The 26,143-nt window shown below is 63.9% G+C and carries 25 protein-coding genes; 11 read left to right on the top strand and 14 right to left on the bottom strand.

The genetic code is table 11. The features are described 5' to 3' along the window. The first annotated feature begins 3 nt into the window (after nt 1-3). The 3 genes from AT302_RS03625 to AT302_RS03615 are packed head-to-tail and all read left to right on the top strand — an operon-like array spanning nt 4 to nt 4,057. Nucleotides 4-1,566 (top strand): class I adenylate-forming enzyme family protein, encoded by a 1,563-nt coding sequence (locus tag AT302_RS03625; protein WP_058377254.1) that lies wholly within the window; start codon nt 4-6, stop codon nt 1,564-1,566. Further along, the gene (locus tag AT302_RS03620; RefSeq protein WP_058377253.1) at nt 1,563-2,348 is read left to right on the top strand and encodes an SDR family oxidoreductase; all 786 of its coding nucleotides are present in this window, start codon (nt 1,563-1,565) and stop codon (nt 2,346-2,348) included. Before AT302_RS03625 ends, AT302_RS03620 begins: the two co-directional genes overlap by 4 nt. A 50-nt stretch (nt 2,349-2,398) precedes the next feature. Then, complete coding sequence (locus AT302_RS03615) at nt 2,399-4,057, top strand: ABC transporter ATP-binding protein (protein ID WP_058377252.1); 1,659 nt, start codon at nt 2,399-2,401, stop codon at nt 4,055-4,057. Between the two features lie 13 nt (nt 4,058-4,070). Here the strand turns inward: AT302_RS03615 and AT302_RS03610 are convergent, their stop codons facing one another. Both AT302_RS03610 and AT302_RS03605 read right to left on the bottom strand, forming a co-directional pair. Continuing rightward, the gene (locus AT302_RS03610; RefSeq protein WP_058377251.1) at nt 4,071-4,829 is read right to left on the bottom strand and encodes a GntR family transcriptional regulator; all 759 of its coding nucleotides are present in this window, start codon (nt 4,827-4,829) and stop codon (nt 4,071-4,073) included. A gap of 5 nt (nt 4,830-4,834) precedes the next feature. Then, nucleotides 4,835-5,782, bottom strand: coding sequence for a 2-hydroxyacid dehydrogenase (locus AT302_RS03605; RefSeq protein WP_058380076.1), 948 nt, complete (start codon nt 5,780-5,782; stop codon nt 4,835-4,837). 527 nt (nt 5,783-6,309) lie between these two features. Between AT302_RS03605 and AT302_RS03600 the strand changes: the two genes are divergently transcribed. Together AT302_RS03600 and AT302_RS03595 are read left to right on the top strand one after the other, a co-directional pair. Next, nucleotides 6,310-7,629: an MFS family transporter gene (locus AT302_RS03600; protein WP_058377250.1), complete on the top strand. Its 1,320-nt coding sequence runs from the start codon at nt 6,310-6,312 to the stop codon at nt 7,627-7,629. Nucleotides 7,630-8,090: 461 nt separating this feature from the next. Next, nucleotides 8,091-9,116 (top strand): MerR family transcriptional regulator, encoded by a 1,026-nt coding sequence (locus AT302_RS03595; protein ID WP_058377249.1) that lies wholly within the window; start codon nt 8,091-8,093, stop codon nt 9,114-9,116. Between the two features lie 43 nt (nt 9,117-9,159). On the opposite strand, the gene AT302_RS03590 is transcribed toward AT302_RS03595, so the two are convergent. From AT302_RS03590 to AT302_RS03540, 11 genes are all read right to left on the bottom strand, one after another. Further along, complete coding sequence (locus tag AT302_RS03590; protein WP_058377248.1) at nt 9,160-10,068, bottom strand: LysR family transcriptional regulator; 909 nt, start codon at nt 10,066-10,068, stop codon at nt 9,160-9,162. A 37-nt stretch (nt 10,069-10,105) separates the two neighbouring features. Continuing rightward, the gene (ruvA, locus tag AT302_RS03585; protein WP_058377247.1) at nt 10,106-10,687 is read right to left on the bottom strand and encodes a Holliday junction branch migration protein RuvA; all 582 of its coding nucleotides are present in this window, start codon (nt 10,685-10,687) and stop codon (nt 10,106-10,108) included. A 144-nt stretch (nt 10,688-10,831) separates the two neighbouring features. Then, complete coding sequence (locus AT302_RS03580; RefSeq protein WP_058377246.1) at nt 10,832-11,794, bottom strand: amidohydrolase family protein; 963 nt, start codon at nt 11,792-11,794, stop codon at nt 10,832-10,834. 63 nt (nt 11,795-11,857) lie between these two features. Then, entirely contained in the window at nt 11,858-12,796 is a 939-nt protein-coding gene (locus tag AT302_RS03575) for a VOC family protein (protein ID WP_058377245.1), read from the bottom strand. Nucleotides 12,797-12,821: 25 nt separating this feature from the next. Beyond that, nucleotides 12,822-13,742, bottom strand: coding sequence for a fumarylacetoacetate hydrolase family protein (locus AT302_RS03570; RefSeq protein ID WP_058377244.1), 921 nt, complete (start codon nt 13,740-13,742; stop codon nt 12,822-12,824). A 59-nt stretch (nt 13,743-13,801) separates the two neighbouring features. Next, entirely contained in the window at nt 13,802-14,203 is a 402-nt protein-coding gene (locus AT302_RS03565) for a RidA family protein (RefSeq protein WP_058377243.1), read from the bottom strand. Nucleotides 14,204-14,234: 31 nt separating this feature from the next. Continuing rightward, nucleotides 14,235-15,308, bottom strand: coding sequence for an Ldh family oxidoreductase (locus AT302_RS03560; RefSeq protein WP_058377242.1), 1,074 nt, complete (start codon nt 15,306-15,308; stop codon nt 14,235-14,237). Further along, nucleotides 15,298-15,720, bottom strand: coding sequence for a cupin domain-containing protein (locus AT302_RS03555; RefSeq protein ID WP_058377241.1), 423 nt, complete (start codon nt 15,718-15,720; stop codon nt 15,298-15,300). Before AT302_RS03555 ends, AT302_RS03560 begins: the two co-directional genes overlap by 11 nt. Nucleotides 15,721-15,816: 96 nt before the next feature. Beyond that, nucleotides 15,817-16,587 carry an ABC transporter permease gene (locus AT302_RS03550; RefSeq protein WP_058377240.1) on the bottom strand — a complete coding sequence of 257 codons (771 nt, stop codon included), beginning with the start codon at nt 16,585-16,587 and terminating at the stop codon, nt 15,817-15,819. Then, nucleotides 16,575-17,435 (bottom strand): ABC transporter ATP-binding protein, encoded by an 861-nt coding sequence (locus tag AT302_RS03545; protein ID WP_084656008.1) that lies wholly within the window; start codon nt 17,433-17,435, stop codon nt 16,575-16,577. The genes AT302_RS03550 and AT302_RS03545 overlap by 13 nt, the downstream gene beginning before the upstream one ends. Next, nucleotides 17,432-18,463, bottom strand: a complete 1,032-nt coding sequence (locus tag AT302_RS03540) for an ABC transporter substrate-binding protein (protein ID WP_058377239.1) — start codon at nt 18,461-18,463, stop codon at nt 17,432-17,434. The genes AT302_RS03545 and AT302_RS03540 overlap by 4 nt, the downstream gene beginning before the upstream one ends. Before the next feature lie 558 nt (nt 18,464-19,021). On the opposite strand from AT302_RS03540, the gene AT302_RS27150 reads away from it, so the two are divergent. Next, nucleotides 19,022-19,768, top strand: coding sequence for a GntR family transcriptional regulator (locus AT302_RS27150; protein ID WP_167365775.1), 747 nt, complete (start codon nt 19,022-19,024; stop codon nt 19,766-19,768). Nucleotides 19,769-19,776: 8 nt separating this feature from the next. Here the strand turns inward: AT302_RS27150 and AT302_RS03530 are convergent, their stop codons facing one another. Continuing rightward, nucleotides 19,777-20,730, bottom strand: coding sequence for a LysR family transcriptional regulator (locus tag AT302_RS03530; protein WP_058377237.1), 954 nt, complete (start codon nt 20,728-20,730; stop codon nt 19,777-19,779). 193 nt (nt 20,731-20,923) lie between these two features. Here AT302_RS03530 and gtdA point away from each other — a divergent pair, with 193 nt between their 5' ends. The 5 genes from gtdA to AT302_RS03505 all read left to right on the top strand — a co-directional run bounded on the left by gtdA (nt 20,924) and on the right by AT302_RS03505 (nt 26,081). Further along, complete coding sequence (gene gtdA / locus AT302_RS03525; RefSeq protein WP_058377236.1) at nt 20,924-21,961, top strand: gentisate 1,2-dioxygenase; 1,038 nt, start codon at nt 20,924-20,926, stop codon at nt 21,959-21,961. Nucleotides 21,962-22,011: 50 nt separating this feature from the next. Beyond that, the gene (locus tag AT302_RS03520) at nt 22,012-22,710 is read left to right on the top strand and encodes a fumarylacetoacetate hydrolase family protein (protein WP_058377235.1); all 699 of its coding nucleotides are present in this window, start codon (nt 22,012-22,014) and stop codon (nt 22,708-22,710) included. Between the two features lie 13 nt (nt 22,711-22,723). Continuing rightward, entirely contained in the window at nt 22,724-23,365 is a 642-nt protein-coding gene (gene maiA, locus AT302_RS03515; RefSeq protein WP_058377234.1) for a maleylacetoacetate isomerase, read from the top strand. 55 nt (nt 23,366-23,420) lie between these two features. Next, nucleotides 23,421-24,638 carry a 3-hydroxybenzoate 6-monooxygenase gene (locus AT302_RS03510; RefSeq protein WP_058377233.1) on the top strand — a complete coding sequence of 406 codons (1,218 nt, stop codon included), beginning with the start codon at nt 23,421-23,423 and terminating at the stop codon, nt 24,636-24,638. A gap of 99 nt (nt 24,639-24,737) precedes the next feature. Further along, nucleotides 24,738-26,081 carry an MFS transporter gene (locus AT302_RS03505; protein ID WP_058377232.1) on the top strand — a complete coding sequence of 448 codons (1,344 nt, stop codon included), beginning with the start codon at nt 24,738-24,740 and terminating at the stop codon, nt 26,079-26,081. Nucleotides 26,082-26,143 lie beyond the last annotated feature (62 nt).

The raw sequence follows: 26,143 nt of genomic DNA, 5'->3' as shown, positions 1-26,143 counted from the left end.
GTCATGACTCACCGCTGGCATAACCTCGGCGACCTCGTCGACCGAACCCTTCCTCTGGACACGCCCGCTATCGTGGATCTACGCGATGCGGCCCGCCCGGTCACGTACACGCACGCCGATATTCACCGGCTGGCGGGTGGCGTCGCCGCCACGTTGCGGGCACGCCGCCTGCCCGCTGGTGCCCACGTCGCCATCGCATCGCTTAACCGCGCGGAGTTCTTGATCGCCTACTTCGGCATCATGCGCGCCGGGTACATTGCCGTGCCGATCAACATCAAGCAGTCACGCGAAATTCTCGACTACGTGATTGACGACGCGGACATCGCCCTCGCGTTCGTCGACGGTGCCCGCCGTGATGCGCTCGCTGCGCGCGTGCCTGTGATCGACTTCGACGATGCCGGTCCGGAAGGCTTCGCGGCGCAAGTGCAGCCGGCCGACTTCCCTTCCGTGCAACCGCAGGACGACGACGTCGCGCAAATGCTCTACACGTCCGGCTCGACCGGCAAGCCCAAGGGCGTGCCGCTCACGCACGCGGGGCAACTCTGGGCGCTGGCCGTCAACTACGCCAAGCCAAAAGATCCGGCCGCGGAGCGCTATCTGCTCGCGCAACCGCTCTTTCATATGAACGGTCTGTTCATGGCGAAACGCGCGTTCTCCGTGAACGGCACGATCGTGATTCTGCCGTCGTTCGATGTGCCGTCGTACGTCGATGCACTGGAGCGCTACCGCATCACCGTACTGACCGCCGTGCCGACGATGTTCGCGCGTCTGATCAAAGACCCGCAGACGCTGGCCGGGCGCGATTTCCCGGCGCTCGCACGCGTCATGCTCGGCTCGGCCCCCATGAGCGTGGCGCTGCTCGATCGCATTCAGGCCGCATTCCCCAAGACGCACATCCACCACGGTTATGGCACGACGGAAGCGGGGCCGAGCATCTTCGGCCAGCATCCGGAAGGCATCCCCCTGCCCCCGCTCGCGCTCGGGTATCCGATCTCGCCCGATGCCGTGAAACTCGTCGACGGCCCCGACGCCAGCCAGGGCGTGCTGTGCATGCGCAACCCGGCGGTCATGCGCGGGTATCACCGTCTGCCGGAGAAGTCGGCACAGGTGCTCGACGACGGCTGGTACTACAGCGGCGACGTGATGCGCCGCGATGCCAATGGCTTCTTCTACTTCGTCGGTCGCGCCGACGACATGTTTGTCTGCGCGGGCGAGAACATCTATCCGGTCGAGGTCGAGAAGCTGCTCGAAGCACACCCGGAGGTTCGACAGGCCAGCGTCGTGCCGTTGCCCGACGAAGAGCGCGCGGCCGTGCCCGTCGCGTTCGTCGTGCGCCAGCCGGGCAGCACGCTCACCGTCGAAGCGCTCAAGCAACATGCGCTCGCCAACGGCCCCGCCTATCAGCACCCGCGCCGTGTCGCGTTCGTCACCGAACTACCGTGGGCAGGCACCAACAAGGTCGATCGCCACGCGCTGCTGCAACAGGCGCGTGCGCTGGAATCTCAAGGCGGTTGGAACGACAGCCGTCAAAACGCTACCCAAACCTCCGGAGCTCTCACGTCATGACGCTCGCCCCCTCGACAGACCCCATTCGTCTCGACGGCAAAGTCGCGCTGGTTACAGGCGCGAGCCGTGGCATTGGCCGCGCCATCGCCAAGGCACTGGCGGCACGCGGCGCCACGGTCGCCGTGCATTACAACGCCGCGAAGCACGATGCCGACGATCTCGTTGCAACGCTCATCGCCAGTGGCGCGACCGCCTTCGCGGTGAACGCGGATCTGTCCGCAGCGGATGGCGCGAGCACGCTTATCGAGCGCTTCATTTCCGCACTGACTGAACGCGATCTCGCGCCGCGGTTCGACATTCTCGTGAACAACGCTGGCGTGGGCTTACGCGCGCGCATCGACGCCGTGACGCCGGAAGACTTCGACCGCGTGTTGCAAGTCAATCTGAAATCGCCGTTCTTCCTCACGCAACAGGCACTGGGCGCGCTGCGCGACGGCGGGCGGATCGTGAACGTGTCGTCCATCGGCACGCGCGCGGCCTATCCCGAGATGAGCGTTTATGCCCCGGCCAAGGCAGGACTGGAAGCCTTCACGCTCCTGCTCGCTGCGGAACTGGGCGCACGCGGCATCACGGTCAACGCCGTGTTGCCCGGTGCCACCGCCACCGATCTGAACCGGCGCGCGAGCGACCCGGTCGCGAGTCAGGAGATCGCCCGCACGGTCGCCCTCGGCAGGGTTGGCGAGCCTCGCGACATTGCGGACATCGTGGCATTTCTCGCCAGCGACGCCGGGCGCTGGATCACCGGCCAATGTATCGACGCGAGCGGTGGCCAGCGCCTCTGAGCGCTCGCCAACGACTCGCGGCGCCTTCGCGAACTTCACGGACCGTCACCATGACCACTCTGCTCGACGTCGAACATCTCACCCTCGATCTGCCGCCCAATGCGGATCGCCGTCATGCACTGCACGACGTGTCGTTCTCACTCGGGCAAGGCGAAATCCTGTGCATGGTGGGCGAAAGCGGCTCGGGCAAGTCGATGACCGCCAGTGCGCTGCTGGGTCTGCTGCCCTCGGGCGTGCAAGCCAGCGCCGGACGTATTGCGTGGCATGGTGAAGGTAATCTGCTCACGTTGCCCGAAGCCGAGCGCCGCCGGTGGCGAGGCTCGCGCATCGGCATGATCTTTCAGGAGCCGATGACCGCGCTTAACCCGCTTCGCACCATCGGCGATCAAATCGCCGAGGTCTACCGCACGCACACGCGGCTGCCCGGCAGTACCATCCGGGCGCGCATGCTCGACTGGCTCGATGCGGTGCAGATTCCGTCGCCCTCCGAAGCCGCGAAGCGATACCCGCACGAACTCTCCGGCGGGCAGCGGCAGCGCGCGATGATTGCGATGGCGCTCGCACTGGAACCCGAGTTGTTGATTGCGGACGAGCCGACCACCGCGCTCGACGTGACCACGCAGGCGCAAATTCTCGCGCTCATTCGCGATCTTCAGCAACGCAAGGGCACCGGCGTGCTTTTCATCACGCACGACTTTGGCGTCGTTGCGGAGATTGCCGATCGGGTCGCGGTGATGCGCCACGGCAAGATCGTCGAGCAGGGGACGGTCGATGCGGTGCTCACACGGCCATCGCACGAGTACACGCGTGCATTGATTGCGGCGGTACCGGCGTTGCCTTCGTTCGAGCCGTCATCGGCACGTGCGGGCCACACACCTCACACGCCGGACGTCACGCCACCGGTGCTGCGTATCGAGAAAGTCCAGAAGTCCTACGGCAAACACGGTTGGCTCGGCAAGAAGCATCTGCACACCGCCGCCTTGCGAGATGTGAATCTGCAAGTGGGCAGCGGTCAGACGCTGGGCATTGTCGGTGAAAGCGGCTCGGGCAAGTCGACCCTCGCGCGAACGATCCTTCGATTGGTGACGCCCGATGCGGGGCGCATTCTCTATCGCGACGCAGACCTCGCACCGGAATCCCTCGATGCGGCATCACGCGTGAAGGGACTCGATATCCAGATGGTGTTTCAGGACCCGTTCAGTTCGCTCAACCCACGCCGTCGCGTTGGCGATATCGTCACGCAAGGGCCGATGGCGCGTGGCGAATCTCATCAGCAGGCGCATGACCACGCGCGTGAGTTGTTCGAACTTGTGGGGTTATCTGCCGACGCGCTCGATCGCTTTCCGCATGAGTTTTCAGGAGGGCAGCGCCAACGCATCGGTCTGGCACGCGCACTGGCCATGCGCCCCAAGGTGCTGGTGGCCGATGAGCCCGTTTCCGCGCTCGACGTCTCCGTGCAAGCGCAAGTACTGCGCTTGCTCGCACGGCTCAGATCGGAGCTTGGCTTGTCGATGGTGTTCATCACGCACGATTTGCGCGTGGCCGCCCAACTGTGCGATCACATCGCGGTCATGAAGTCGGGGAACGTGGTGGAGTATGGCGATACGTCGGCGATCTTCGGCGCCCCGTCGCATCCGTACACGCGCTCGCTGCTCGACGCCATTCCGGGTCGCGGCTGGCGCGACGCGCCATCGCTGTCCGCAGCCTGATCCGGCGATGAGGCTACTTGCGCAATTCGGCGATGGAGAAGTACGGCAGCCACGCGCCTGCCGTCGACAGACTGGCGAACACCTGTTCCTTCGTCTGCGCAAGGAAGGTCTCGATATGACGGCGGGCAAGCGCTTCGGCGCGCGACGGGTTGCTCGCCGCGAGTGCCGAGATGATGCTTTCGTGATCGCTTTCGATGCGGGGCCGGATGCCCTGCACCCCGAAGCCCAGCGACACCAGCCGCTCCATGTCGTCCATCAACCCGGCCAGTGTGCGATAGAGCCGGGCGTTGCCGCTGGCCGCCGCGATCGTCAGGTGGAATTTTCGGTTGGTATGCAGAAACCAGTCGATCTGATGGCCGATCGGCTTGTGCGCATTGGGGGCTTCGCAGGCGTCGTTCAAGCGCTGTAGCAGGTCGGTGTCGACGTTGCCGCAGGCCAGCCGTGCCGCCATCGGCTCAAGCTGCGCGCGCAGGTTGAAGATCTCTTCGACATCGGCCAGCGTGATGGGGGCGATGCGATAGCCTTGCCGGGGAATCGCACGTGCGAACCCTTCATGCACGAGCCGTACGAGCGCGACCCGGCAACTGGCGCGGCCAATCTCGTAGCGGCGCATCAGTTCCGCCTCGCTGATGATCGTGCCCGGCATGATCGCGCAGGCCAGCACATCGCGACGGATGCGTTCATAGGCTTCCTCGCCACGCGCAATGGCGGCGACGTCGGCGGGCGCCGGGTCTCCCCCCGCGTCGGGTGAAGCGTTCGATGAGAATTTCATGGGCGTCAGTACCCTCGCGTAGCGTCGTAGACAAACGGCAGTGGCGCGCCTCGCAGGTGCGCGCCGAGCACGTCGGCCACTTGCCGCGCCCGTGCCGCATACGACACGGTGGAGGCGATGTGCGGCGTGATGACAATATTGGGATGGCGCCGTAGCGCGTCATCGGGTGGCAGCGGTTCGAGATCGAAAACGTCGAGCACCGCCGAGCGCAATCGGCCGCTGTCGAGCGCGTCGAGCAACGCCTGCCGGTCCAGATGCGCACCGCGCCCGACCTGAATCAGACTGGCGCCGGTGGGCAGGCGCGCGAATAACCCGCGATCCAGAATGCCCCGTGTCGCAGGCGTATCGGGCAGGAGATTGATCAGAATGTCGGTCTGCGCCAGCATCGCATTACGCTGCGATTCACCGGCGAATACTTTCACGCCGTCGAGCGACTTCGACGTACGCGCCCAGCCGTTCACTTGAAAACCATGCGTTCGCAGCCGCGTCGCCACGGCACGGCCCAGTTCGCCCAGCCCCAACACACTGACGCGGGTGTCGCGGGCGAGGCGCCCGGTGCGCGCGTTGGCCCACTCGCCCTCGCGTTGCGCGGCAATCAGTACCGGCATGTCGCGCACGATGGAGAGCGCCGCCCACGTCACGTAATCGCTCATGCGCTCGCGCGTCTCGTCGGTCATCATGCGCACGATCGGCACATCTGCGGGTAATGCAGGGTCGGCCAGAATATGGTCGACGCCCGCCGCCGCGCTCAGAATCAAACGCAATTTCGGGTAGTCGGCCAGCCGCCCGTGGTCGGGCTGAAACACGAGCGCGTATTTCACGCAGCGCGCATCGACGAAGGGGTCGTCCCAGCCGTACACCCGCAGCCCGGGCATCAGGCGAGCGAAATGATGCTGCCACTCCGTGAGCGCCGCCTCACCGCCCGACTTGATCAATAACGTATCGCCTTGCATGACTTCACTGCTGGTTGGCTTCTGGCCGAATCGGGCCAAATCGGACCACTCCGGACGGCCTGCCCATCTGAGGGCCAACGGACGAAGTAGCCCTTCATGGTAATGACCCGCCCGCGCGCGGCTAACCAATGGATATCGAAAAGCAAATAAGTGCCTGAGAGAAATACGCTTTGCGTCTGGGTCATAACTGGCCGTGTGACTGGCGCCGTCTCGCATGGCGAGAAATTCAAAGAATTTTCAGGTCCTCGTACTCCCTGCCGAAACAGGCCTTCACCCTGTGCAGATCACCGCCTGACGCGGTTGATCACCATGCTGCAACGCAACAATCCCGGCGATTATTTCCAATTCCGAAATGATCAATCCGGCGCGTGGGCATTGCCCCGGCCTGCGGGTAACCGCTATAGTTGCCCCGCCCCCGCGACGCGATGTGCGGATTCGTTAATGTGTGAAGTGCATATTGGATGGACCCATCGCATTTGCGTCATGTTGCAACGTGATTAACGCGATGCCGCACATCGCCAATAGAAATGAGAGACACAGTCACAACGAGCGCCGACACCACCAACGCCCCGCCCACACCGGAAGAAGTGCGCAAACGCGTCTTCGCCATCGTGGCGGCCTCGTCCGGGAATCTGGTCGAGTGGTTCGACTTTTATATCTATGCGTTCTGCGCGATCTACTTCGCGCCGGCGTTCTTCCCGAGTTCCGACCCGACGGCGCAGTTGCTCAACACGGCGGGTGTGTTCGCGGCGGGCTTCCTGATGCGCCCGATCGGCGGCTGGATCTTCGGCCGCATTGCCGACCGTCAGGGCCGCAAGAACTCGATGGTCATCTCGGTCATGATGATGTGCTTCGGCTCGCTGCTCATCGCGGCGCTGCCCACGTACGCCAGCATCGGCAACTGGGCACCGGCGCTGCTGCTGTTTGCGCGTCTGCTGCAAGGCCTGTCGGTCGGTGGCGAGTACGGCACCACGGCCACCTACATGAGTGAAGTCGCGCTCAAGGGCCGTCGCGGCTTCTTCTCCTCGTTCCAGTACGTGACGCTCATCGGCGGCCAGTTGCTCGCCGTGCTCGTGGTCGTGGTGCTTCAGCAGTTGCTCGACGAAGCCGAACTCAAGGCATGGGGCTGGCGCATTCCGTTCGTGGTCGGTGCGATCACGGCCGTGGTGGCGCTCATGCTGCGTCGTACGCTGCACGAAACCTCGACGGCTGCCAGCCGTACGAATAGCGAAGCCGGTACGCTCGCGGGTCTGTTCCGTAACCACAAGGCCGCGTTCTTCACGGTGCTGGGTTACACGGCCGGCGGCTCGCTGATCTTCTACACGTTCACGACCTACATGCAGAAGTATCTGGTCAACACGGCCGGCATGCCGATCAAGACCGCCAGCTACATCATGACGGGCTGCCTGTTCGTGTACATGTGCATGCAGCCGATCTTCGGCATGCTGTCGGACCGTATCGGCCGCCGTAACAACATGCTGCTGTTCGGTTTTCTCGGTGCGATTGCCGTGGTGCCTATCCTGACGGCGCTCAAGACCGTGCAAAGCCCGATCGCGGCGTTCCTGCTGATCTCGCTGGCACTGGCGATCGTGAGCTTCTACACGTCGATCAGCGGCATCGTGAAGGCTGAGATGTTCCCGACGGAGGTCCGTGCTCTGGGCGTGGGCCTGGCCTACGCGGTCGCTAACGCGATCTTCGGCGGCTCGGCGGAATACGTGGCCCTCGGCCTGAAGAAGGCCGGTCAGGAACCGACGTTCTACTGGTACGTCACGGCCATGATGGTGATCGCGTTCTTCGTCAGCCTGCGCTTGCCGCGTCAGGCGAAGTACCTGCATCACGAGCATTGATGCCGCAAACCGGCGCGCTGGGCTCGCGCCGGTTTGTCACTGCATGACACGTCCCGCCTCCCCGGCGGGACGCTCAGCCTCCCTCCTCGCTTCCGCCTTCCCCTCCCTTCGATTCCGTCGCATAAAATCCCTTGACCCTCACGTTACGTGAGCCTTCAGCCTAGGGTCTGTTCCCCCTAATTCCGGGCTCGTGTTGCCCGGCCAAAGGGGCGAGCGCAAGGAATGAGCCGAAGTGAATATCGGGAATATTCGCGAGGATCATGACGCAGCGATCGCCCCTTTGGGTGGGCAACCCGGAGGGAACGTGCCCTACCGGCCGTCTGGCGGCGTTGCCCGCAGCTTGCTTGGAGCGACCAAGCGGCGCTGCGGGCGCCTTGCCAGCCAGCCGGTAGAACACGTTCACGAGCCCGGAATTAGGGGGAGCAGACCCTATTCATACGCCAGAAGACGGGAGTGCCCGGATGTTGCTCAAAGTCGGTGAATTAGCCAAACGCTGCGGCCTGACGGTGCGCACGCTCCACCACTACGACACGCTCGGCCTGCTCACGCCTTCGGCGCGCTCCGATGCCGGTTATCGACTCTACGACCGCAACGACGTTGCCCGCCTGCACCAGATTCAGGCGCTGCGTCGTTTCGGGATGTCGCTGACCGACATCGGCACCTGGTTGGCAAGACCCGACGTACCGCTGGCCTCGCTGATAACCCGCCAGATCGACATGCTCACGCGTCAGATCGACGAGGCCGCCCGGTTGCGCGACCGGCTCACCGGCTTGCGCACGCAACTGGACAGCGGCGAAGCGCCGGACCTTGCCGAATGGCTGACAACGCTGGAGTTGATGACCATGTACGACAAGTACTTCACGAAAGACGAACTCGCCCGCCTGCCGCTGTATCAGAACGACGTCGCGCGAGAGACCGAATGGCCCGCACTGGTGGCCCATGTGCAGGCCCTGATGGCGAGCGGCGACACGCCGCAGAGCATGGCGGCACAGGCGGCCGCGCGCCGCTGGATGGGGATGGTCGAGCGCGATACGGGCGGCGACGCCCGACTGCTCGCCAAGCTCAATCACATGCACACGACCGAATCGCAGATGGTGACGCAAACAGGTATCACGCCTGAACTGATGCGTTTCGTGCAGGAAGCGTTCGCGCAAACGAAGTTCGCGATCTACGCGAAGTACCTCGATGAAGACGAGTTCCGCTTCTTGCAGGCGAACTATCTGACCTACACGTATGAATGGCCGGTGCTGATTGGCGAGCTACGCGATCATCTGGAAAAAGGCACGCCGCCGCAGTCGCCCGACGTTCAGACGCTTGTGCAACGGTGGATGACGTATTTCCGTTCTTACGCTGGCGACAACCCCGCGACACACGCGAAGATTCGAGCCGCCCACATGAACGAGCCGGAATTGATGGCTGGCACGTTGGTCGATGCGCGGCTGATCGACTACCTCAAGCAGGGCATGGCATCGCTACGGCCGCAGTAACGCAGGTGAGTTGATCCTGAGGAAACGGGACGGATCGACACGCTCAGGGCGCGTCGTCAGCGTCGCGCTGGGCGGCCTGCCAGATGGCATCGAGCACGTGATGCGGCTGGTGGCGCCGCCGGTACAGCGCAATGTCGAAACCGATCTGCCAATCCTTGCCACCGACGATGGCAAGCGTGCCTCGGCTCACATCATCGGCCACCAAGCGCTGTGGCAGCCATGCGATGCCCGCACCACGCCGGGCCATCGCCAGAATCGCCTCATAAGAATCGGCCTGATAGACGGGCTTGAGCGTGGGCCGGTTCGGCATTTCCGCCAAATGGCGCGCGAGCACGGCGCGCAGTGTGAGCGTGCGGGCGAACGCCAGCCATGGGATCGGTGTCGGCCCAGCGGCCAGACGGTACTTCGCACGGCCCTTGGCATCGAGCGCGCTCACCGGCACCAACACCTCGCGCGACACCGTCAGCCAGTCGAAGCGTTCCCGATCGATAAGCAGCCGCGTGTGCGGGCTCGAATACACGAGCAGCAGATCGACCTCGCCTGACGCCAGCCGCAGAATCGCTTCCTCGGCGCCGCTGGTCGACAGCGTTGCCGTGAAAAAGCCGATGCGCGAGGCCGTCGCTTCATACCAGTCGGGGAAGAAGGTCGCGGCCAACGTGCGGCCGGTCGCGATCTTCAGATTGTTTTCGAGCGTGGGGGCGGCGTCCTGCAAATGCGTGCGGGCGCCGTGCAGGATTTCGAGCGCGTTGGTCGCGGCATCGAGAAAGACGGTACCTGCGGCGGTGAGTTCAAGCGGCTTGGTGCGCTCGACGAGCCGGGTGCCAACCCATTCTTCCAGCGCACGAATGCGCCGCCCGAACGCTGGGTGCGTGACGAAACGGTTCTCGGCCGCCCGCGTAAAACTGCGCGTGCGTGCGAGTTCGACGAAGTCTTCAAGCCACCGGAGTTGCATGCCGTTTCCTCACGCCAACAGGTTTGCGAGCGTCAGATCAGCCCTTCGAGAGCGACTTGAGCGCGTGCCGGATACCGTCGGACACGCTCGTGCCTTCGGGCACGGTCTTGACGGCGGCGAGCGCCTCCTTGTCGGAGTAGCCCAGCGCCAGCAGCGCGTTGACCACGTCGCTCTTGTGGTCGTGCGGCTTCGCGGTTCCGGGCGCCGTGCCCAGTTCCGCGCCGAGTTTGCCCTTGAGTTCAAGCAGCAGACGCTCGGCAGTCTTCTTGCCGATGCCCGGAATCTTGACCAGACGGCCCGACTCTTGCAGCGTCACGGCCTGCGCAATGTCGGCCACGCTCATGCCCGAGAGGATCGCCAGTGCGGTGCGTGCGCCCACGCCGGATATCTTCAGCAATTCGCGGAAAGTGTTGCGCTCATCGACCGAGCCAAAGCCGAACAGCAGTTGCGCGTCCTCGCGCACGATGAACTGCGTGAGCAGCGTCACACGCTCGCCAACGTTCGGCAAATTGAAGAAGGTGCTCATCGGCACCGAGATTTCGTAGCCAACGCCCTGACAATCGACCAGGAGGTGCGGCGGATTCTTTTCCAGCAAGATGCCGGAGATGCGGCCAATCATTGACGCCCCGAGAGAGTGACTTTTCAGGCGGCAAGTGTAGCAAACGGCGGGCATGACGCGGGGGCCAGCTTACGGTGCCCCTGCCAGCATGGGTTGCGACCATGTGCGCTGGCCGGCAAACCGCGCAACGTCATCCGAAAACGCTCAGCGCAGGCCGTCGAGCAGCTTGTGCGCGTTCTCCGTGCGGATAGCCTCGGCCAGCGCCGGGTCGGCGTCGGCCAACTGCGTGTGCGGCGTGAGCAGTCCCATCGGAAACGGCCAGTCGGAGCCAAACAACACATGGTCCCGCCCGAACACCGATGCGCTCAGCGCGAGCGCCTGCGGATCGTGCACGATGCTGTCGACATAGAAGCGCCCGAGTGTCGTGCGCGGCGTCGGCAGCGACGTATCGACACCGGGCCGCGCCGTCCGGTAGCCTCGCTCGTACCGGCCGGCGAGCATGGCCGTCGCGCCACCGCCGTGTGCCAGACAGAAGCGGATCTTCGGATGCCGTGCAGCGACGCCGCCGAACACCAGATGCGAGGCCGCCACGGCCGTCTCCACCGGGTTGCCCATCAGGTTCTCCAGATAGAAGTTCGCGAGACGCGTGTCGCAGCAATGGCCCGGATGCAGGAACACGAACGCCCCCTGCCGGTCGAGCACACGCCATAACGGTGCATAGGCGTCGTCGGACAGCGTGCCGTCGTACCCGCCAGCCGCCGCCGCGTAGCGTGTCTCCCGAGTGTTCGCCGCCGCGATCTCGTGCGCCAGTTCGGGATGCTCAAGCGGCAGATGTATCAGCGCAGAGAGTCGCGAGTCGTGCTTCGCGCAGACATCGGCAAGCGCATCGTTGACGTACCGGCACCAGACACGCGCGTCCTCTTCAGGGAGATGTGCGCGATAGAGCGGCGGGGGAATCGACACCCACGCGCGCTCGATGCCTTGCTCGTCCATCCACGCGATCAACGATTCGGGGGAGAACAGTGCGCCGATGCCGACGATATGTCCGTCGACGTCGAGCTTGCGCTGCGACGCGTCCCAGCGCACGCCGTCGATGCTCAACAGCCGTGATGGCTCGATAGGCGCGAGATGCGCGTGTACGTCCAGCGCGATGCGAGGTATTGCCATGGCCCTTGCTCCGGTTGTGTTGCTCGCTGCCGCATGCCGGTCATCTGCCGGCTTCAGCGACGATCAGCGTGGTTCCAGATTCGCATTCATGTCCTTGCCCCAGAACTCGGGCGACCAGCGCGGCCCCCACGTATAAGGCAGGTCGTTCCAGTCGCGACACACCCACGCGCTGGTGATCTTGTCCATGTCGGCATAGAACTCGACCCAACTGCCCCACGGGTCGCGCACGTAGTGAAACAGGTTCGACGCGATGGCGTGCCGCCCCGGGCCGAACCCGTCGCCATAACCGGCGTCACGCATGCGCCACGCGCCATAGCCGATATCGTCGAAGCCCGGCACCTGAAAGCTCGCGTGTTGAAAACCCCGGTGCGTGCTGTTGATGAGCCCGAAGCAATGATGGTCGATCACGCCCACGCCTGCTGCCATGAACGCCACTTTGCCCGCCGCACGGTCGGTCGTGCGCAAACCGAGCACGTCGGCATAGAAACGCTCGGCGCGCTCCCATTCATTCGTGAAGATCAGCAGATGGCCGATGCGCAACGGCACACGGGACTTGTCCAGCGTTTGCCACAGATTGACGTCCACGCGCCGCGACTCGCCGCCGAAGTTGTACGTCGGCATCGCCACGCGCGGCAGGGCTTGTGCCGCAGCGGGCAGCAGATGAATCCACGTGCCCCACGGGTCTTCGAACCATAGGCCCTCGCGCTGCCAGTCGCCGGGCGCTTGCGTGTGCACCTTCAGACCGTTGGCTTCGATTTGGGCGATGAAGGCGTCGACGGTGTCGGGCTCGATGCGAAACGACAGATGATGCAGCCGCTTCTGATCGCCGCGCGTGAGGACGATTTCGTCGCCGCTGCGGCCCACACAGTTGCATAACAGGGCTTGCCCGTCGGCAGACGTTGTCACGTCGAGGCCGAACGTGCCGTAGAACTTGCTCGCGCTCTCCAGATCCGGCACCGTCATGCCGAAGCCGTTGAGTCCGCTGACTGCCACCTTGTCCATGAGAATCCTCGTCGGGTTGCCGTCGTCAGGCCTGCACCGGTGCGTCGATCTTCACACCGGATTCGCCACGCAGATTCGCCTTCACGAGACGATTGCGCAACTCGCCCAGCCCGCTGCCGCGCACGACGACGTCGTCGCCTTCGTGCAGGAAAATCTGCGGCTCGCGCGCGTTGCCCACACCACTCGGCGTGCCGGTGAGCAGCACATCGCCTGCGCGCAAGGTCATGCCGAACGACAGTTCGGCGATGAGCTCAGGAATGGAGAATGCCATCTGCGCCGTGCTGGCCGATTGCAACACCGTGCCGTTCACCACGCATTCGAGATGCACGCGCGCCGGGTCGATCTCGTCGGCGGGCACCAGCCACGGGCCGAGTGGCATCGAGGCGTCGAGCGACTTCCCCTTGAGCCATTGACCACCGTGACGGCGTTGCAGATCGCGTTGCGAAATGTCGTTCGCGAGGCAATAGCCCCACACGTGTTCCATCGCGCGTTCCACCGGAATACTGCGGCCCGTCTTGCCGATCACGACAACCATCTCGGCTTCGTAATCCCATTTGGCCGAGACGGTGGCGTCGTAAGCAATGTCGTCGTACGGGCCGAGAACGGTGTCCGGTCCCTTGGTGAAGAACGTCGGCGCCGTTGGTTTCGGCACATCCTGTCCGTCGCGCTTGCCCTTGCCTTCTTCGAAGTGATCCCAGTAATTCCAGCCCGTGCAAAGCACGTCGCGTCGATAACGCGTGATGGGCGCCAGCAAATGCGCATCGCTTGCCGGCACGCGCTCGGCCTGTGCCGCCGTGGCGTACTCACGCGCCTGCGCGAGCGCAGGGGCACCGCCTTCGATCAGCGCCACCATGTCGCCCATGGCGACCGGCAGCAGCACCCATGCGTCGTCGTGCCGGATAGCAATACGTTGTTGATTCTTGTGAAGCAGCGTAGCGAAAGCCATGACTTGTCTCAGTTGTCTCGCGTTGTCTTGCAGGGTTCGAATCGCATCAAGGAAAGCGATCAGGCGTTGGGCAACACAGCGATCGCGTTGATTTCGATGAGATAGTCGGGCGACACCATCTTCGTGACTTCGACCATCGTCGATGCGGGCAGTGGCGGGCGGAAGTATTCGCGCCGCACTTTGTGAATGGCCTCGAAGTGCTCCATATTGCGCACGTACACATCAACACGGCACACGTCGTCGAGCGTGCCGCCCGCAGCGGTCACCGCATTCTTGATGTTCTCGCACACCTGACGCGTCTGCGCTTCGATGTCGCCCACACCGGCAATGCTGCCGTCGGGGCAACGCGCCGTCATGCCCGAGATGAAGACGAGCTTGCCGCGCGCTTCGATGGTCGTTGCTTGCGAGAAATGCCCATTGGGTGTGCGCAGGGCGTCGGTACTGATCTGCTCTTTTGCCATGATGAGAGTCCTGTTCTGCTGCGGAAAAACGTCAAAGGGATTGCCACGCGTCAGGCACGTCGATGCCTGCCGCGCGCGCGAGTTCGCTCAACTGTCGGGCCGTATCGGCTGACACGGGGCACTCTTCGCAGTGGTCCTGCGCAAACTGCCAGCTCTGTTCGCCGGGGCTGAATACTCGCTCGACACCCGGTGCAGGCTGCGATTCGCGCACGGCGCGCGCGAAATCGCTGGCACGTTGTGCGAGCGGTTGTTGCAAGCCGAAGTGCGAAGGGTCGATGGCGAGAAACGCCTGTGCGCTGCCGTAGGGCGTGGCGGTGTCGCCATACAGCGGCTGCACTTGATCGCCCACTGCGCCGTCGGACAGGCCGCCGCACAACAGATCAACCATGAACGCGAGCCCAAAGCCTTTCGGCCCAGCGGCCGGCAGCAACATGCCCGCGATGGCGGTCGCCGGGTCGCGGGTCGGTGCGCCTTGTGCGTCGGTGGCCCAGCCGTCAGGCAGTGTTTTTCCCGCGCGTTCCGCGAGACGAATCTTGCCCATCGCGCTAGCACTCATTGCCATGTCGAGCACCACTGGCACATCGTCGGTGTGCGGCATGGCGATGGCGAGCGGGTTGTTGCCGACGCGCCGTTGCGCGCCGCCCGGCGCAGGCATCAATGGCCGCGTGTTGGCCATGGCGATGCCGACACACCCCGCATCCGCCATGCGACGCGCCCAGTAGCCTGCTTCGCCGAAGTGAAACGCGTTACGCACGGTCACCATCGCGAGGCCATATTCACGCGCCCGAACAGTGGCGAGATGACAGGCCTGATGCGCGCTCAATTGCCCAAGCCCATTCGCGGCGTCGAGCACCAGCGTGGTCTTGCCGTCATGCACGATCTTCGCTTCGTCGGCAGCCGTCACCGAACCTGCCTTCATGCGCGCCAGATACATCGGCACCAGCATCACACCGTGCGACGCCTTGCCGCTAATGTCGGCCGCCACCAGTGCGTGCGCGACGATCTCCGCGCCGGCCGCCGACACGCCCGCCGCCGCGAACAGCGCGGCGATCAGTGTGTGCAGTTGCGCGGGCGGCAGATCGTCAGGAACGTGTTCAGTGGGCATCGCGCTCGTCCGTGTACCAGTCAGGCTTTTGCGGGTAATGCGGCCCGTCGTAAATCTCGACCACGATGGTTTCTTCGTGCGCCATCGTCGGGCCGTGCACATTGCCTTTGGGGTTGCAGTAGAAGCTGCCGGGCAGCAGCGTCACGCCCGTGGAGGTGTATTCGTACTTCCCGCTCAGGCAGTACATGAACTGGTTCGACGCATGCGAATGCGGTGCCGGAATACCGGCGCCTTTCGAGAACTTGATGAGCGCGATGGATGCGCCGGTGGCCTCGTCGCGCCAGAACATTTTTTCGGCAATGCCTGCGAGCGACTTATCGCGCCACGGCATCGCTTCGCTGTGCAGCAGGATCTCGGCAAGCGAGGGCATCGGGGCACCGGCGGGTGCGGACTGGCGGTCTTCACTGCTCATGGAGCGATCTCCCTGTGTGACGTGTCGGTGCGTCGGTGTGCCTGCACAACGGCGCTTCTATTGATGCGTAACCTTTCAGTGCGGCACCTGTTGCCGCTACGCCGCCTCGGCGGTATGCGGCAGCCACGGTTGCAGCGCGACTTCGATCAGCGCGACGGCGCCGTACAACCCAAGCCCCAGAATCGCGAGTGAGATCAAGGCGGCGAACGCCAGCGGCGTGTTGAGTTGCGAGTTCGCCACGAGCAGCAGATTGCCCAAGCCCTCGTTGCTCCCGACGAACTCGCCGATCACGGCACCGATGACCGCCAGCGTCACGGCGATCTTGGCCCCCGAGACGATGTGCGGCAGCGCGGCAGGCATCTGGATCTTGGTGAAGATCTGCATGCGGGTAGCACGCAGCGACGTCGCCAGTTCCAGCAGACTCACCGGCGTGTTGCGCAGCCCGGCAGCGGTATCGACCACGATGGGGAAGAACGCCACCAGCCAGACGAGCGCCAGCTTCGATTCGATGCCGGTACCCAGCCACACGAGAATGATCGGTGCGAGCGCAACCTTCGGCACCGACTGCATCGCGATGAGCAGCGGGTAGAACATGCGGTTGAGTACGGGAGAATTCGCGATGACGAAGGCGATGGGCACGCCCACGATGAACGCCAGCCCGAAGCCGTAAATGCATTCCTGCAACGTCACCCAGCCTTGCGAGACGAGCGCGGCACGGTCGCTGACGAACGATTGCGCAATCTGAGCGGGCGTAGGCAGCACCGCGATTGAGACGCTGAACATCGTGACGTAGAGCTGCCAGAGCACGATGACGAACACGATGCCCAGCGTCGGGTAAGCCACGGCACGGAGATTCACTTTTGACATTTCACGACTCCCAGCGACGCGCTTGCATGGCGCTCGTACGCGGTGAACTGCGGCGTGAAGCGCATCTCTTGCGTGCGCGGATACGGTAGATCGATGTCGATGCGCTCAGCAATCTTCGCCGGGCGGCGGCTGAACACAAGTACCTGATCGGAGAGATAGATCGCCTCGGAAATGCTATGCGTGACGAACATCACGGCAGCCCGCGTGTGCTCGCGCACGTTGAGCAGCAAGTCGTGCATCTCCATGCGGGTGAAGTCATCGAGTGCGCCGAAAGGCTCATCCATCAGCAACAGGCGCGGCGCGTGAATCAGCGCTCGGCAGAGCGCGACTCGCTGCTGCATGCCACCCGAGAGTTCGTGCGGCCGGGCGTCGGCAAACGATGCCAGTCCGACAAGCTCAAGCAGTTCGCGTGCGCGTGACTTAGCGGCGGCGTCGGCGCGCCCAAGGATTTCCATCGGGAACAACACGTTGGTCAGCACGTTGCGCCACGGCATCAGATTCGCACTCTGGAACACGATGCCAAAGTCGCGCTGCGCGCCTGTGATCGGCTGGCCGTCGATGCGCACCACACCGGTCGTCGGGCGAGTCAGCCCGGCGACCACACGCAACAACGTAGTCTTGCCGCAACCGCTCGGCCCCAGCAGCGCGACCAGTTGGCCCGCTTCGAAACTGCAACTCACGCTCTCGAGCGCGACCGTCTGCGCATTCTTGCCGCGCGGCGGGTAGACCTTGCTTACGCCTTCGATCTCGGCGAACGGCTGGGAAACACGTTGAACAACGGGTCGAGCAGCGGGAGCCGCGCTGGCTTGGGACGCAATGGCGTGCGCGGCGTCGCGAGGTGCGTTCATGCGCCCACCTTCGGTAGAAATTCTGTCGTGTACAACTCGGCCGCCGTGGGCGCCTTGCCGGTGATGCCGATGTTCTGTGCGATGAAGTCGAGGCTGCGTTTCATGCGATCGGCGTCGATCCAGCCCAGCCCGTTCTGCTGGGTCGCCGGGCTTTGTGCGAGCGTGGCAAGCAACTTGATTTCGCCCACAGCAACTTCGTGATTGAGCCCGGGCACGTAGTTCGCCATGACAGTGGCGGCGCCCTCGGGATCGGCCAGCGTGTCGCGCCAGCCCTGCATCGCCGCCTTGACGAAAGCCCGCACGGTGTCGGGCTGCGCCTTGATCATTTCGTCTTTCACCAGCAGGCCGTTGGCATACAGCTCAAGACCGTTGGCCGCGAGCAGCAACGTGGTCAGTTGCCCCGGCGGCAGGACTTTCTCGATGCCCACCTGACTGAAGATGAAGTTCTCGATGGCCGGCACCTTCTTGCTCAGCAACATGCTCACGCGCGCCGAGCCGTCGACATTGACGAACTTGATCGACGCCGGGTCGAGCTTGTGCTGTTTCATGAAGCCCTGAATCACCTTGGGCGAGAAACTGCCCGCGCCGCTGGCGACCTCGAGACCGGTGAGCTTGTCGGGTGAACCGGCGTTGGCCCCCGAGGCGAGCGAGAAAATGGCGTAGGGCGCGCTCTGGTAGTTCATCGCCACGAAGCGGGCGCTGCTGGCGCCGCGAGCGCGGGCCAGTGCCAGCGACACCACATCGGAAAACGCAAACTGCGCGATCCCCGATTCGAGTGCCTGAATGGCTTGGGCGGTGCCCTGTCCCGGCACGATCTTGACGTTCAGACCGGCCTGCTTGAAGTACCCCTTGCCGAGGGCGACGTACCACGGCGCATGACGGCCGAGCACCGTGAAATCGAGCGACAGCGTGAGCTCGCCCGGCGGCTTGTTCTGTGCCTGCGCGCTGCCCCACGACCCCGCCATCCAACCCGCTGTCGCGGCCCCGATCGCCTGTACTACCTGCCGACGCTTGCTGTTCATTGCCATTACCCGACTCCCAAGGAGATACCAGCCGATGACACTTGCACGCCAATGCTCACGCCCAGCTGCGGGTTGGAACTGCACCCTTCACACTTCCCAGAAAAGCAGTTGTGTGCGCTTGCGGGTCGTAATATAGTGTGTGAAATGTTGTGTGATATGTTACAGAATTGCAACCGAAAAATTATTCATACCGAGGTTTCTGGGTCATGAGGCAATGTCGATGCGGCTTCTGAATGTTCGCGGCATGGTTCGGCGCAAAGCGCGTGGGATGATGCGCGAGTTGGTTCGCACATGCCGACGCGCTGCCGTGGGATTGCTCACACGACGGCTGCGGGCTGCGGGTGTCTGCGCCGCGTCACTGGCGGCGTGCGGGCAGCGGCAGACGCGAGATGGCGCTGCGATAGAATGCGCGCAGCCTGTCGTGGCCGATGCGATCGCCACCTGGCGCGACGTACGCCGCTCGGTTGCCCTCGCGCAACTGGCCATTTGCCTGACCCCGAAGTGGCAACGCCGCGCTTGCCTGCCCCGCAGGCGTCATTCCGTTGGAAAGGTTGGAAAGAGTCGATGAAAAGCTTTAGAGAGATGCCCGCCACGGCCAGCGCCGCACAACCGATCCGCACGTCACGCGCCGCGCCCTCACGCGATGCCAACGGCAGTGCTTCGACACGTATTCGCAAGGGGCCGTCGCTCGCCGAGCAGGCTTACGACGAGATCAAGCGCCGCATTCTGTCGCTCGAATTCGGTCCCGGTCAGTTGTTCAACGAGTTGATGATTTGTGAGCTCATCGGCTTTAGCCGCTCACCGGTGCATCACGCGATTCAGCGTCTCAAGCTCGAAGGCCTGATCGACATCATTCCGCGTAAGGGTTTGCAGATTCGCCGTGAATCGATGGACGAGATTCTCGACCTGCTCGAAGCGCGATGGGCCGTGGAAGCCAACGTTGCAGCGCTCGCTGCCCAACGTCGCACCGACGAACAACTGGTTCGCATGCGCGCGCTGCTCGCGGCATCGAGCGAGTTGAACCGCGACGATGATCGCGACCGGTTCATGCAGATCGATCACGACTTTCATGCCGTGATTGCCGAGGCGGCGGGCAACAGTGCACTGACCGACATCATGCGCTCGCTGCACGAGCGCTCCGCACGACTCTGGAAGCTGCGGGTGCTGGCGCCCGGCGATCTCCCCCACACGCAGGACGAGCACCACGCCGTGCTCGAAGCGATCGAAGCGCGCGACAGCGTGGCGGCGTCCAATGCGATGGCCGCGCATCTGGCATCGCTGCGACGCCGGCGTGTCGCGCCCGCAGGCTGATTACCCAGTTACTGGCCGTCGCTCTCGATGCCCGCAACGGCATCGCCTAACGAGCGATTTGCCGCACTGCGCAGGCAATCGAGCGCAGCAACCACCGCCGCGCGGTTTGCACCGTCGTCGCGCCAATACATCGAAATGGCGCCAAACCCTGCGAGTCGCAGCGGCACGATGCGCAGTGCGCCCAATGCCTGCAAGCGGCTCGCTGTGCGATGCGACGCCAAGCCGATCATGTCGCTGTTGTTGAGCAGCGTGAGGTTGAGGATGGTGGAATTCGATTCGACCGTATCGCTCGGCAACGGGTAACCCGCTTCAGCGAGCGCCGCTTCCAATGCATTTCGAATCGGTGTGCCGCGCGGCCAGACCACCCAGCGATAGCGCTGCATGTCGGGCCAATCCACCTGATCGAGCGAGAACACCGGATGCCGGGCGCGCGCTACAAAGTGCAGCGGCTCGAGATAGAGCGCTTCCGCGCGGACGCTGCGATCCTGCAATTCCGGCGCCGAGCGTCCCACCACGATGTCGATCTCGCTGTGCGCGAGCTGGTTCATCAACCGGTCCATCGTGTTTTCAATCACCCGGGCCTGCACGCGCGGCATGCGCTGCAACAGCAGTAGCACCGCCAGCGGCACCGTATCCGCCGACGACGCGCCCGACGTCCCGATCGCCACCAACCCGCTGCCGCCTTCGCGCATGGCGTCGAGATCGTCGCGCGCGGTGTCGAGCTGCGCCTCGATGCGGCGCGCGTGTTCGATCAGGGCTTCCCCGTAGGCCGTCGGCCGCAAGCCGCGCGCCTGACGCTCGAACAGCGGCAGGCCGATATCGTCCTCGAGATCTTTCAGCCACTTCGACAAGCCGGGCTGCGTGGTGTTGAGCAACGCCGCCGACTGGCTCATGTTGCCGGTCTCCGCGAGGGTCAGCAGCATCTGCAAGTTGCGCAGACGCAAGCGATGGGTCCAATCCATGCGCAGTCTCCGGGCACACGCCGGTGCCTTCAAATCGGTTCTAAAGTCATCCGAGCCATACGTTTTTTCGTATGGATCCGATGATTTTTTCATTTCAGAAGTTATGTCTGGCCGAGTATAACGCTATCCATAGACCGACCGGGGCCCCGTCCAGCGGTGCCGCCGGGCCAAAAACACCGATATGGAGACACGCATGTCCGAACGCGCCCCCAGCGCCGAGCGCGCTGCCTATTACGAGCACATTGGCCGCAACCACATGGCCCCGCTGTGGGAATCGCTGCACAGTCTCGTGCCGCCTCAGCCACGCCCGCGTGTGGTGCCCGCCATCTGGAAATACAACGAAGTGCGGCCACTGGTGATGGAAGCCGGTCGCATGATCAGCGCTGAAGAAGCCGTGCGCCGCGTGCTGATTCTGCAAAATCCGGGCACGCCGGGCTCATCAAGCATTACCGGCTCGCTGTACGCCGGATTGCAGTTGATTCTGCCGGGCGAGATCGCCCCGAGCCATCGTCACACGCAATCGGCCCTGCGCTTCATCGTGGAAGGCCGTGGTGCGTGGACCGCCGTGAATGGCGAGCGCACCACCATGCATCCGGGCGACTTCATCATCACGCCGTCGTGGACGTGGCACGACCACGGCAATCCGGCCGATGGCGAGCCGGTAGTCTGGCTCGACGGACTCGATATCCCGCTCGTGCAGTATTTCGATGCCGGTTTTGCAGAAAACTACCCCGAATCTCAGCAGCCGGTGCAGCGCCCCGAAGGCGACAGCTTCGCGCGCTACGGCTTCAACATGCTGCCGGTGCGCCACAAGGTGAGCGACCCGACGTCGCCGATTTTCAGCTACCCGTACGCCCGCTCGCGCGAAGCGCTCGACACGCTGTATCGCAATGGCGAACTCGATCCGTGGGACGGCATCAAGCTGCGCTACGTCAATCCGGCCACCGGTGGCTGGCCCATGCCGACCATGGCCACGTTCATGCAGTACTTGCCCGCCGGATTCCAAGGCAAGACGTATCGCAGCACCGACGCCACCGTGTTCTCGGTGGTCGAAGGGCGCGGCACGGTGCGCATTGGCGACGAGCAGTTCCAGTTCGAACCGCGCGATCACTTTGTCGTGCCGTCGTGGGCGCCGGTGCAACTCGCCGCACTGGAAGACGCCGTGCTGTTCAGCTACTCGGACCGCCCGGTGCTCACCGCGCTGAATCTGCTGCGCGAATCACGCACCTGATCGCCGCACACGACCCCACCATTTTTCATTTCTTCGTCGAGTCAAACACTATGTCTTTCGTCTTCGCTCCGCCTGCCACCGTCGCCGTCCCCGTTGTCGGCAGCAACGATCAATTTGCCGTGCGCCGCGTGTATTGCGTGGGCCGCAACTACGCCGCCCATGCGCGCGAAATGGGCTTCGATCCGGACCGCGAACCGCCGTTCTTCTTCTGCAAGCCGGCTGACGCCGTGCTGCCCGTGGCCTACGGCCAAACGCTGGAAGTGAAGTACCCGGCGCAGACGAGCAACTATCACTACGAAGCCGAACTCGTTGCCGTCATTGGCAAGGCCGGTTCCGACATTCCGCTCGATCAGGCGCTGGAACACGTGTGGGGCTATGCAGTCGGTCTGGACATGACGCGCCGCGATCTGCAAATGAAAATGCGCGAGATGGGTCGTCCGTGGGAAATCGGCAAGGCGTTTGATGCGTCAGCCCCGATCGGCCCGATTCATCCGGTGTCGAGCGTGGGTCACATCGCGAAGGCCGCGATTTCGCTGACCGTCGATGGTGTGCAGAAGCAGAAGAGCGACATCACGCACCTGATCTGGTCAGTGGCGGAAACCGTGTCGTATCTGTCGCAATTCTTCCGCCTCGAACCGGGCGACCTGATCTACACCGGCACGCCCGAAGGCGTGGGTCCGGTCAAGGCAGGCGAGACGATGGTCACCGCCGTCGAAGGTCTGGGCGAGATCACCGTGCGCGTGGTCTGAGGCAATTACGGTCATGCAGCTCTACAGCTTCTTCAATAGCTCGACGTCCTATCGCGTGCGCATTGCGCTGGCGCTCAAGGGCCTCGCGTTCGACACCATTGGCGTGAACATTCGCGTCGGCGAGCATCGTGCCGAGGCCTATGTCGATGAGGTCAACCCGTCGGCCGTGGTGCCCGCGATTGTTGATGGCGACTTCTCGCTCGGCCAGTCGCTCGCGATTCTCGATTACCTCGACGGGAAGTACCCCACGCCGCGCTTGTTGCCTCAAGACATGGAAGCGCGTGCCCGGGTGCTGGAACTGGCCGCGTTGATCAGTTGCGACATCCACCCGGTCAACAACCTGCGGATTCTGAAGTATCTGCAAGGCACGCTCGGGCTGACCACTGCGCAAAAGGACGCGTGGTATCAGCACTGGATCGCCGAAGGCATGGCCGGTGTGGAGCGTCTACTGACGAAGCACGGCCACGGCCCGTGGTGTTTCGGCGAGGCGCCGACGCTGGCCGATGTGTGCCTGATTCCGCAAATCGCGAATGCCCGGCGTATGGGCTGCGATTTGTCGGCGTATCCGCGCGCGTTGGCCGTGTTCGAGCACGCCGCCGCCCATCCCGCCTTCGTAGCGGCAGCGCCCGACAAGCAGCCCGATTTCACGGCGTGAGATTGACGGCCCGGAACGACAGCAGTAGCGCCAGAAGAGGCAGCAGGAGACAACCATGACACAACCCCATCAACCGAAAGCGCTCGTCATTGGCGGCGGCATCGGCGGTCTGGCCGCCGCACTCGCCCTCGCGAATCAGGGCGTGCGCATTGAACTGCTTGAGCAGGCTGAGACCATTGGCGAGATCGGCGCAGGCATTCAGCTTGCCGCCAACGCCTTCGCCGCGCTCGACGCGCTGGGTGTCGGCGAGGCCGCACGCGAGCGGTCGGTCTTCACCGATCACATCACATTGCGCGACGCCATCGACCGCAGCGTGATCGCCGAAGTCGACGTCGGTGCGCCGTATCGCGAGCGCTTCGGCAACCCGTATGCGGTGATTCATCGCGCCGACATCCACCTGTCGATTCTGGAAGCAGTGCAACGCAATCCGCTGATTCAGTTCAAGACGGCCACCCGCGTCGTCTCGCTGGAGCAGGACGATAGCGGCGTCACGGTGATCGATCAGCATGGCGAGCGGCACACGGCCGACGCCGTGATCGGTTGCGATGGCGTGAAGTCGGCCGTGCGCGACGCGCTGATCGGTGACGAGCCGCGTGTGACCGGGCATGTGGTGTATCGCGCCGTGGTCGACGTGGAGAACATGCCGAACGATTTGCAGGTCAACGCGCCGGTGGTGTGGGCAGGCCCGCATTGCCATCTGGTGCATTACCCGCTGCGCGGCGGCAAGCAATACAACCTGGTGGTGACGTTTCACAGCCGCGAGCAGGAAGTCTGGGGCGTGCGCGACGGCAGCAAGGAAGAAGTGCTGTCGTACTTCGAGGGCATCGACCCGCTGCCGCATCAGATGCTCGACCGCCCGACCTCGTGGCGCCGTTGGGCGACCGCTGATCGTGACCCCGTGGAGCAATGGAGTTTTGGCCGCGCCACGATTCTCGGTGATTCCGCACACCCGATGACGCAATACATCGCGCAGGGTGCCTGTCAGGCACTGGAAGACGCCGTCACGCTGGGCGCCGCGTATGTCGCGGCCAAGGGCGACTTCGTCGATGCGTTCCAGCGTTATGAACATGCGCGTATTCCGCGCACGGCGCGCGTGCTGTACGGCGCGCGCGATATGGGACGTGTGTATCACGCCAAGGGTGTGGATCGCTGGGTGCGCAATTCGCTCTGGCAGGGCCGCACGCAGCCGCAGTTCTACGACGCGCTGCAATGGCTGCACGGCTGGCGTGCGGAGAACTGCCTGTCGCAAACACCGTGGTTGCGCGACGCATAACAGCAGTGGCATTGCCGTTCAGATAACAAAAAAACGCAATGCATTCGCGTACGCGGCAGCCATGCCGCGACGCTTCTGGCACCTTCGAGGAGACACCCCATGCCAGCGAGTCCCATCAACGTTACGGCGTTCATCGACCGGCATCGCATTTCGCCGTTTCAAGTGATGATCGTCGTACTGTGCTTTCTGATCGTCGCCATCGACGGCTTCGACACGGCCGCCATCGGCTTCATCGCCCCAGCCATTCGCGCGGAATGGTCGCTCACGCCCGCGCATCTTGCACCGCTCTTCGGTGCGGGTCTCGCCGGACTGATGGCGGGTGCGTTCCTGTTCGGACCGCTTGCCGACAAGTTCGGCCGCAAGTCGATCCTCATTTTCTCGGTCGTGTTTTTCGGGCTGGCAAGTCTGGCCTCGGCATGGTCGATGGAATTGTGGCAACTGATTGCGCTGCGTTTTCTGACTGGGCTCGGCTTGGGCGGTGCGATGCCCAATGCGATCACGCTGACTTCGGAATACTGCCCGGAGTCGCGCCGGTCGTTTCTCGTGACCACGATGTTCTGCGGCTTCACGCTGGGCTCGGCGTTCGGCGGGCTGGCATCGGCAGGGCTCATCGAGGCATTTGGCTGGCGCTCGGTGCTGATCGTGGGTGGCGTGATGCCGCTCGTGCTCGGTGCGATTCTGGTGCGGGCGTTGCCGGAGTCGGTGCGATATCTCGTGATGGCCGGCAAGGCACCGGAACGTATTGCGGCGTCGCTGCAACGGATCGCGCCGAATGAAGACTTGCGCGGCGCGACGTTCAACGTCGCGACCAAGCCGTCGACCACGTCGCCCGTGGGGCATCTGTTCAAGCCGGCGCTGCTGCGCGGCACGCTGCTGTTCTGGCTCACGTTCTTCATGAGCCTGCTGGTGATCTATCTGCTCTCGAGCTGGCTGCCCACGTTGTTACGCACGAATGGCTTGACGTTGCGCAATGCCGCGATCGTCACCGCCATGTTTCAGGTCGGCGGCACGCTCGGCGCAATTGTGCTCGGCTGGCTGATGGACCGATTCAATCCGCACTACGTGCTGGCGGCCGCTTATGCGCTGGCCGGTATCTGTGTCGCCGCCGTCGGCCCGCTCGCCAGTTCTCCGGTGCTCGCGTCGGTGGCCGTGTTCTGGGCAGGGTTCTGCGTGTCGGGCGGGCAAGTGGGTGCCAATGCGTTGTCGGCCGAGTTCTATCCGACCGACTGCCGTGCGACTGGTGTGAGCTGGGCCAACGGCGTGGGCCGTCTCGGGTCAGTGGTCGGGTCGGTCGGCGGTGCGTCGATGCTTGCCATGGGCTGGTCGATGCCGGCACTGTTCGCCGCTATCGGTGTGCCGGCCGTGCTGGCCGGTGCGACCATGCTGACGCTGGGACGTTTGCGTCATCGCGAAGCGACGATGGCGTTGGAAGCGGCGGCCTGAGTCATTCGATGCGTTCGAGAGACTGTTGCTCGTCGTTTCGACAGTCGTAACGAAACAAATGC

The sequence above is a fragment of the Pandoraea norimbergensis genome (assembly GCF_001465545.3).
Taxonomy (GTDB): domain Bacteria; phylum Pseudomonadota; class Gammaproteobacteria; order Burkholderiales; family Burkholderiaceae; genus Pandoraea; species Pandoraea norimbergensis.
Note: the sequence above shows the minus strand (reverse complement) of the source record. Positions and strands in the feature narration are given on the sequence as shown.

Bases quoted from the DNA above. Each gene is read 5' to 3' on its own strand.
- AT302_RS03505 (WP_058377232.1), top strand. From the start codon at position 24,738: ATGCCAGCGAGTCCCATCAACGTTACGGCGTTCATCGACCGGCATCGC.
- AT302_RS03625 (WP_058377254.1), top strand. From the start codon at position 4: ATGACTCACCGCTGGCATAACCTCGGCGACCTCGTCGACCGAACCCTT.
- AT302_RS03605 (WP_058380076.1), bottom strand. From the start codon at position 5,782: ATGCAAGGCGATACGTTATTGATCAAGTCGGGCGGTGAGGCGGCGCTC.
- AT302_RS03545 (WP_084656008.1), bottom strand. From the start codon at position 17,435: ATGAACGCACCTCGCGACGCCGCGCACGCCATTGCGTCCCAAGCCAGC.
- AT302_RS03530 (WP_058377237.1), bottom strand. From the start codon at position 20,730: ATGGATTGGACCCATCGCTTGCGTCTGCGCAACTTGCAGATGCTGCTG.
- ruvA (WP_058377247.1), bottom strand. From the start codon at position 10,687: ATGATTGGCCGCATCTCCGGCATCTTGCTGGAAAAGAATCCGCCGCAC.
- maiA (WP_058377234.1), top strand. From the start codon at position 22,724: ATGCAGCTCTACAGCTTCTTCAATAGCTCGACGTCCTATCGCGTGCGC.
- AT302_RS03610 (WP_058377251.1), bottom strand. From the start codon at position 4,829: ATGAAATTCTCATCGAACGCTTCACCCGACGCGGGGGGAGACCCGGCG.
- AT302_RS03590 (WP_058377248.1), bottom strand. From the start codon at position 10,068: ATGCAACTCCGGTGGCTTGAAGACTTCGTCGAACTCGCACGCACGCGC.
- AT302_RS03510 (WP_058377233.1), top strand. From the start codon at position 23,421: ATGACACAACCCCATCAACCGAAAGCGCTCGTCATTGGCGGCGGCATC.
- AT302_RS03555 (WP_058377241.1), bottom strand. From the start codon at position 15,720: ATGAGCAGTGAAGACCGCCAGTCCGCACCCGCCGGTGCCCCGATGCCC.
- AT302_RS03620 (WP_058377253.1), top strand. From the start codon at position 1,563: ATGACGCTCGCCCCCTCGACAGACCCCATTCGTCTCGACGGCAAAGTC.
- AT302_RS03540 (WP_058377239.1), bottom strand. From the start codon at position 18,463: ATGGCAATGAACAGCAAGCGTCGGCAGGTAGTACAGGCGATCGGGGCC.
- AT302_RS03520 (WP_058377235.1), top strand. From the start codon at position 22,012: ATGTCTTTCGTCTTCGCTCCGCCTGCCACCGTCGCCGTCCCCGTTGTC.
- AT302_RS03580 (WP_058377246.1), bottom strand. From the start codon at position 11,794: ATGGCAATACCTCGCATCGCGCTGGACGTACACGCGCATCTCGCGCCT.
- AT302_RS03600 (WP_058377250.1), top strand. From the start codon at position 6,310: ATGAGAGACACAGTCACAACGAGCGCCGACACCACCAACGCCCCGCCC.
- AT302_RS03615 (WP_058377252.1), top strand. From the start codon at position 2,399: ATGACCACTCTGCTCGACGTCGAACATCTCACCCTCGATCTGCCGCCC.
- AT302_RS03560 (WP_058377242.1), bottom strand. From the start codon at position 15,308: ATGCCCACTGAACACGTTCCTGACGATCTGCCGCCCGCGCAACTGCAC.
- AT302_RS03570 (WP_058377244.1), bottom strand. From the start codon at position 13,742: ATGGCTTTCGCTACGCTGCTTCACAAGAATCAACAACGTATTGCTATC.
- AT302_RS03565 (WP_058377243.1), bottom strand. From the start codon at position 14,203: ATGGCAAAAGAGCAGATCAGTACCGACGCCCTGCGCACACCCAATGGG.
- AT302_RS03550 (WP_058377240.1), bottom strand. From the start codon at position 16,587: ATGTCAAAAGTGAATCTCCGTGCCGTGGCTTACCCGACGCTGGGCATC.
- AT302_RS27150 (WP_167365775.1), top strand. From the start codon at position 19,022: ATGAAAAGCTTTAGAGAGATGCCCGCCACGGCCAGCGCCGCACAACCG.
- AT302_RS03595 (WP_058377249.1), top strand. From the start codon at position 8,091: ATGTTGCTCAAAGTCGGTGAATTAGCCAAACGCTGCGGCCTGACGGTG.
- gtdA (WP_058377236.1), top strand. From the start codon at position 20,924: ATGTCCGAACGCGCCCCCAGCGCCGAGCGCGCTGCCTATTACGAGCAC.
- AT302_RS03575 (WP_058377245.1), bottom strand. From the start codon at position 12,796: ATGGACAAGGTGGCAGTCAGCGGACTCAACGGCTTCGGCATGACGGTG.